Raw genomic sequence first — 6,756 nt, 5'->3', positions numbered from 1 at the left:
CGTCCAAAATCGGTCACGATAAAACGGAATGAGCGGTCACGATCACCCGGAACAGGCGGTCACGTTCAAACGGAATGGGCGGTCACGATGGGCCGGAATATGCAGAGGTACGAGAATCTCAGAAAAAGTCGTTCGGCGGTTGATGGCAGAGGAAGAGCTGGTAGTCCAAGCTAGTAAGCGACGTCGTTACAGTTCCTACAATGGTGAAGTCAGCCCAGCACCAGACAACCTGATCAATCGTGACTTCAAAGCAAAGCTACCAAATCAGAAATGGCTGACTGATATTACGGAGTTCCAGATTCCTTCGGGGAAAATTTATCTGTCTCCCATGATCGATTGTTTTGACGGGTTGGTCGTCAGTTGGACGATCGGTACCAGGCCGGACGCTGATCTTGTGAACACCATGCTGGACGAAGCCATTGAGACGTTGTCTGAGGCCCGGTTTCCACTTGTTCACTCTGACCGGGGTGCACACTACCGGTGGCCAGGATGGCTATCGCGTATTGAGGATGCAAATCTCCTCAGGTCGATGTCGGCGAAGGGCTGTACTCCCGATAACGCCGCATGCGAAGGCTTCTTTGGGCGGATGAAAAATGAGTTCTTCTATCCTCAAGATTGGCATACAGTCACAATTGAGCAATTCATGGAGGAGCTTGACTCGTACCTTCGATGGTACAACGAGAAACGGATTAAAGTTTCACTTGGGTGCCTGAGCCCGCTTGAATACCGGGAAAGCTTGGGTTTGGTGGCATAAAACAGTCCAAGAAAAGGTCCGCACCTCCAAAGCGGTCAAAACTCACCGTTGTTGACAAACATTAGTAATCTCTTTTTAAAGATCCACGCTTTCATTGGAAAGCGGCCCTTTTTCCGCGACGAGATTGGCACCATCCCCTCCAATCGATGCATGCTTAATCGCGGTCCACGGACCTCTTACTACGTCTGTTTCGTTTTTAGGGGATGGTTACACAGGGAGCTGTGGGGGCTGGGGGGGGGTTAGATGCCCCCGGCTACCCGATTAGGCCTGCTTTACCAATCCATGTTAGCAGATTGTTCTTGCAACCTTGTTAAATATTCAACAAAGCTCTCCATGTCTTCAGTGGAAGACATCGCTCTAGCGTAAGTTGAGTCTGACGCGTAATGTAGAATAGTTGGCATACTACTCTGGATATAAATAACTTCAGGGAACATATCAGACTCCCAATAAAATTCCATGAATTCCTTTACGACCTTTATAGCTTCCTCTTCGTTAAATTCAATGCCGCTTTGCATGGAAAACCGAGCACTACCTTTCTGATGAGGCATAAGTAGAGGCACAGCACCCGCTCCAGAGTGAATTTGAAACGCCTCACCATTTTTACCGAAAGCACCATGTGCAATATAGTTTCTTATCTGACGCCTTATGGAGACCAATTGGTCATAGTGTGATTTTGTTTCCTGATCCTGAATATCAAAACACGCTTTAAATTTTGATGCCCATTCATTATCTGCCAAATTGGCAACATCTTCGCCGGTTACTACCTTACCTCGCAAAATAGCTGCATGAATAAACACATGCTCAGTGAAGCTGAAAAATGCATCAATCACCGACATTGCCAGCCATTCAGATTCTCTCTTTAGATCAAAATAGGGCATCTGAACACTCCATGAATTGCTTGAGTGCTGCGTTCGTATTCTTTCATCTTTTCGAGCGTTTGCTTCTTGAACCTTTTTCTCGTATTCATCAAGAAAATATGCGTATCGATCATACAAGCGAAGGCTGTGATTTAGTACATTTAGATCTGAACGCTTTGCCGCTTCGCTTGCTACCCACTCAAAATATGGTCGAGCGGCTTTCACAGCCTTAGTTATTTTCCTTACGATTTCTCGGCAATCTGATTCTTGACTCACCTCATTCGAGGTAAATAGACCCATTCCAGATTTTCTGTGTTCAAGCAAGTAGGCTTTTCCGTTATAATCAATAGGCACCGACCAGGAGATCTTTTCAAACTGACCAAGATTTTTGCACCTAAGGAGATCAACAAACAAAAAATATATTAGATAGTAAGGAGGCAAAGATCTCCCAGCGTCTGTTCGAGAGGCAGTAAATAGAAAGTCCTTTTCAGCCTTCGTTCCGTTTTCTACTGCTGAGGCAATAGGATCGAGAATTTTTTCGACTTTTTGCTGTAGCTTTTCAATATCATCTGGGAAATTCATTGCGACTTCCTGCATGCCTCTTGATGTGGGGAGTCATATCAAAAACTCAAGCAGAGGCGCGCTTTAGAGCGTCCTTCTGACTTGACTTATTATATGAACTGAACACTTCAAAAGCTGCGTCGACTACACCAGAGAAGAAGTCTTCCGCTACATCTATAACCTTTTCAAGGTAAGGTAGTTCGAAGACGATAGTATCGTCGCGCTCAAGACGCAGCCCTTCTGTATTTTCGACAATGTTTGAAAGCTTTTGTGAAGCGCGTGCTTTAGTGATGTCTCCTTCACAGTGGACGACACAGTTTCTCAATGCGCTCAAATCCTTGATTACGGACCATTGCTTGTTCAAATGAGAAAAATCTACGCCACAAACCTTTTCCAGATAGTTCCTATTCCTAATTATTCCTTCACCACTAAGGTCCGATACCTCCAGCTTGCTACTCTTCAGCTTCCCTAGAAGTTCGGCTATGACTCGTAACCTATGTTCAATAAGCGAGTAGACTGAAATTATCGCTGAACTTCTATATTGATTTAGAAAGTCTTGCTCGACCATGCGTTTTTCATCGATTAGAAACTCGACGTATGAGGCGTAATCTTCATCACCCTCGTCATCCTCAAAGTCAAAATCAAACCTCGATTCAATCACCTTGAGGTCAGATTCGAATTTGCCTTCAAGCTCCTCAGCATATTTTCGGAACACCTCGATTTTATTCTTAAAAATAGCTTTATGAATCTCGAAAACGATGCTCTTGTCACCCATAAGTTAAAAACCTTTAACTTCATATAACGCTTTTAATGAGCCGACGTTTGGTGCGCTAGCGGATAACGGTCGGCTTGAGTCACTCTTTAACAAACTTAAAGCAGATGCCTGCTTATTTCCCTTAGCCAGGTTAATACTTCACCGTCAGGATCTGCACTATCAAGGCGCACTTTTGTCATATTGGAAACAGCAGCTCGGTTCAAGCGTTTCTTGGCCTTACTCTCTTTCTTATCTCGCTTCTTCTCATCCAAGTCTTCCCAGTCTACTGTAGACTGCGATGCGTCATGAACTGCCTTTGCAACCATCACTGGGACATCATCGAATGCTTGAAAGTTCTCGGTTAACTGTATTTCAAACTCTTCATTTATAGCTTCAAAATGGATGTAATTCTCCATTTCTCTTTTATTGGTTATGAAAGAACGACAGTTATCGCCGCGCGCATTCACCCTATCTGCTGCGCCCTGATACTTAGCTGGTTCCGGTGGAGGGACATCTCTATCCAACACGTGAACTTCCGGAACCTGAAGTCCTTCGAGTCTATTTGTCCATAACTCTAGAGTTGAGCCCCCCATGGGTATATACACCAATTCCCCTCGTTGTTCTGAGCGTTTTAAATTGACGATACTTGGGTCTTCCTGTGATAAACGCCAAGATATTCCGCTAATGTACTCAATGTCATTGGGCCCCTCTACTCCAACAAAGACTTTGATGTTGTGGTTTGCAAACATACCAAGGCTCGATTTAATCCTAAGTAAAGTTTCATCGTCGTTCTCAGCCAATATTCGCGAGCCGGTTTCATCTTTTTCAATAAACCTTATAGAGTCCCGATCAACTCGTCCGGCGAGGATGGGGTTATGAGTTGTGAAAATCACTTGATGGGTTTCCTCAAGCGCCAACTCCTTCAACGCATCCAGGAGCAAAAGTTGATTGTTTGGATGCTGCGATGTCTCAGGTTCCTCTATTGCAAAAATAACATCCTGGACGTCTCGTTCACTTGCCAACTGTTCAGCTTTAGCTCGGAAGAAATTGATCAAGAAAAGCCGTCTAACCCCACTACCTCGTTTGTTCAATGGTATTTTATCTTCATTGGTGAGTGACACAGAGAAGACTTTGCCCCAGTTGAAGTTTGAGAAATTCGGATTTAACTGGCTTGCTAAGTCAGGGTCCATTTCTCGAATTTTTTCAATGGTTAACCTGGTAACTTCCTCAACTTGGCGTTTTACATGGTCGCCTATAGCGTCAAGCTCGGCCGCCTTTTGCCTGATAGCTTCCTTGATCGCAAATTTAATGGGATCTTGCGCTTCAGCATCTTGGTCAGAACTTGGACGGTCAGATTTAAAAAGCTGAAATAGAGGAAGGGTATTTTGCAGCGGCTTCCAAATCTTTGACTTTACCTCTAATTCGACTAATTGCTTCGCTAGGTTTTCATCAGGTGTACTTAACCAGATTGCGTGCCGAAGAGCTGATTTAATAGTTGCGTTTACGCCCGCTAAATCAACGCCAAGTTCTCTGGCCCTTGCTTTTAGCTGTGTTATGGTCAAAGAAAATAGATCGTTGAAGTACTCAGCTGTTGGGTGGACCGCTCTAATAAAAATTTGTTCGCACTTTGGAGAGGCACTAGAGAATATTTTTTTTATTTCAAGTTTTCCATCAGGGTTTAAAAGATATTCGTTTGCAGGCGATATAAGATTATCTGTATCTATAATTAGCTGCTCCGGGAAATCTTTAAAGACACAGGTAATTTCTATATCATCCGAGTTCGTCAACCCAGCAGACCGATCACCAGGCTCCAGCTTTTCGGAATTAAAGAATGCATCCAATGCTTCAAGTACTGAAGATTTGCCTATGTCATTTTTGGCAACAAGGGCCGTCAAATCGGAGAAAGGTATCGATATTTCGTCCTTGTAACAGCGGAAATTCTTTATTTTTACGATATCCAGCTTCATTCTCTACCCTTATTCTGTTTAGGCTCTTCTCACGCGGATTGTTAACCATATATCAGTTTGAATTCCGACTAAACCGCAGTTACCCATGATCTTAACCTCAAAGTAAATCCGCATAGCTATCAATTACCTACCGAGCCAATCATTTCTGAACCGGCGAGTTCCTTCTGCGGGACAGCGCGCCTAGTCTCTCGGTTTTAACGAGCCTCCGGAGCAACGGATCGATCACTCTGCACTGATGATTGTGGATTTACACAGCAACTACTGGGGTAACTTGGGTACGTGGAAAGCGCTATGTTGGGCAGCGAAAAAGTTCCGCTTTGCGACCAATCCAAACCTTCACGTCAGTTAAAAGTAGGCCCAGATTTGGATCCGAAACTAAAGGTAGTGCAAACAATGACCATTTCCCGAAATCAAACCGTTGAATCGCGTAGACCAGCTAACGATTTCCGATTCGGGTATTACAATGTGTACAAATCCTCCCCCTTTTTGTCCACATAGTTGACGTGCCATCGTGTATGCATATCAATTTTCGGAACTACCTTAACAACGCCTAAAAATCAGCACCTTAACTAGCATATCCACACAGCATGCGGAAACTATATGGCAGTACCCAACGAAATGCACAGATCGGTTTGCTACTAACCTCCATGGGGGAAAATTGACAACATTAGGGATGTGTTCGGAAAACGGCCGAAGTAACCCTGGGTGGCGTGGATACCCGCCAGCTGTCATCAAAAACCATGGCGGTTCTGGACAAGCCTGACCTGTACTTTATTGGTGAGGTGGTGGATGTTACCGGACACCTTGGCGGCCATAACTTTCAGTGGGCATGGGCGTCTGGCGTGGCAGCTGGACAGCACGTCTGAGCTGCTGTCCATTATATCAATAGCTGTTTTTCGTCAGATCCATAGAGGATGGAACTTCCAGTCAGAAGGCATTCCCATGGCGGTCCGATATCTTTCTTCGCTTGCAAAAGTGTCTAGCAAATCGTTACAGCTCTCCGCCCATTGGTTGCCGTTATGATTACTTCTGAGCAACACACGCAAAATCAGCAGGACGTAAAATAACCTGTCATGACGCGGGGTTATCGGCGAGTTCCACGCTGGGTCGCGCACCTTCTCCGGCTTGATCGCCAGCTCCCGATTCCAGAGACGGCTGTGGTGGGCACAGATATTTCGGACATAAGTAAGCGTGTGCAGCCAGTCTTTCAGGCGCTTATGGTGAATGCCAAGCTGCCTTGATATATGTTGCTTGTCCTGATTCTTCAGGCCCGTGTAGCAGAAGGACAATGACCCCAATGACATCACCTCCGTTGACATCCAAATCGGCAATGTCGGAAACCCGGTATACTTGCTCTTGAAGTGCTCCACGAAGGCATCTTTCGATTGTAGAGCTTCGCCCTCCAGTTTTGTCAGCCACTTGGCGTGATCGAAATTGGGATGGAAATTAACTGGTTGAATGTGTCCGAAGGGCCCGTATTGATGACCAAGATGATAGGTCACTAGGGTACGGATATGCACTTCAACCCGCTCAATGGCATCTATAACCAGGAGCCGCAGGTGGCGGTCGAATTCGTAAAGCTGCACCACCTGACTAAAGTTCGTACCCGTCTCGAACGAGCCGGTCACTTTTCCCTGCAAGTTGCGCTTCAGAAAGGGATACCAATAGGCGCTCAGCCGGTAGTAGCTTATAGAACTGAGCTGACGTAACGCCAACGTCCGGTCAGGAACAGTCAACCCTCGGGCTTCCAGAAGCCGCAACTGGTCAGCGAAGGAAAGGGCAACCTTGCGGTAGGGCTTCAGCACCGAGCGGCCCCGACATTGTTGACGCGCAAAAAGCGGACATAAAAAAGCCACCAAGGTT

General features: G+C 45.6%; 4 protein-coding genes and 2 pseudogenes. 2 read left to right on the top strand and 4 right to left on the bottom strand.

What is annotated here, in order from left to right:
• Positions 1-115: 115 nt before the first annotated feature.
• A pseudogene (locus AXW11_RS01250) lies at positions 116-754 on the top strand (IS3 family transposase); the annotation flags it as partial.
• 272 nt (positions 755-1,026) lie between these two features.
• On the opposite strand, the gene AXW11_RS01245 reads toward AXW11_RS01250, so the two are convergent.
• The 3 genes from AXW11_RS01245 to AXW11_RS01235 all read right to left on the bottom strand — a co-directional run bounded on the left by AXW11_RS01245 (position 1,027) and on the right by AXW11_RS01235 (position 4,893).
• The gene (locus AXW11_RS01245; protein ID WP_075195742.1) at positions 1,027-2,193 is read right to left on the bottom strand and encodes a hypothetical protein; all 1,167 of its coding nucleotides are present in this window, start codon (positions 2,191-2,193) and stop codon (positions 1,027-1,029) included.
• A gap of 46 nt (positions 2,194-2,239) precedes the next feature.
• A complete protein-coding gene (locus AXW11_RS01240) occupies positions 2,240-2,947 on the bottom strand; it encodes a hypothetical protein (protein WP_075195741.1) in 708 nt (235 codons plus the stop codon).
• A 95-nt stretch (positions 2,948-3,042) separates the two neighbouring features.
• Positions 3,043-4,893, bottom strand: a complete 1,851-nt coding sequence (locus tag AXW11_RS01235) for an ATP-binding protein (RefSeq protein ID WP_091641626.1) — start codon at positions 4,891-4,893, stop codon at positions 3,043-3,045.
• A 683-nt stretch (positions 4,894-5,576) separates the two neighbouring features.
• Here AXW11_RS01235 and AXW11_RS01230 point away from each other — a divergent pair.
• Positions 5,577-5,759, top strand: a pseudogene (locus tag AXW11_RS01230) (NAD(P)/FAD-dependent oxidoreductase); the annotation flags it as partial.
• 33 nt (positions 5,760-5,792) lie between these two features.
• On the opposite strand, the gene AXW11_RS01225 reads toward AXW11_RS01230, so the two are convergent.
• Positions 5,793-6,698, bottom strand: a complete 906-nt coding sequence (locus tag AXW11_RS01225) for an Abi family protein (RefSeq protein ID WP_041334707.1) — start codon at positions 6,696-6,698, stop codon at positions 5,793-5,795.
• Positions 6,699-6,756: the final 58 nt, after the last annotated feature.

The sequence above is a fragment of the Marinobacter sp. Hex_13 genome (genome assembly GCF_001566815.1).
GTDB lineage: Bacteria > Pseudomonadota > Gammaproteobacteria > Pseudomonadales > Oleiphilaceae > Marinobacter > Marinobacter salarius.
Note: the sequence above shows the minus strand (reverse complement) of the source record. Positions and strands in the feature narration are given on the sequence as shown.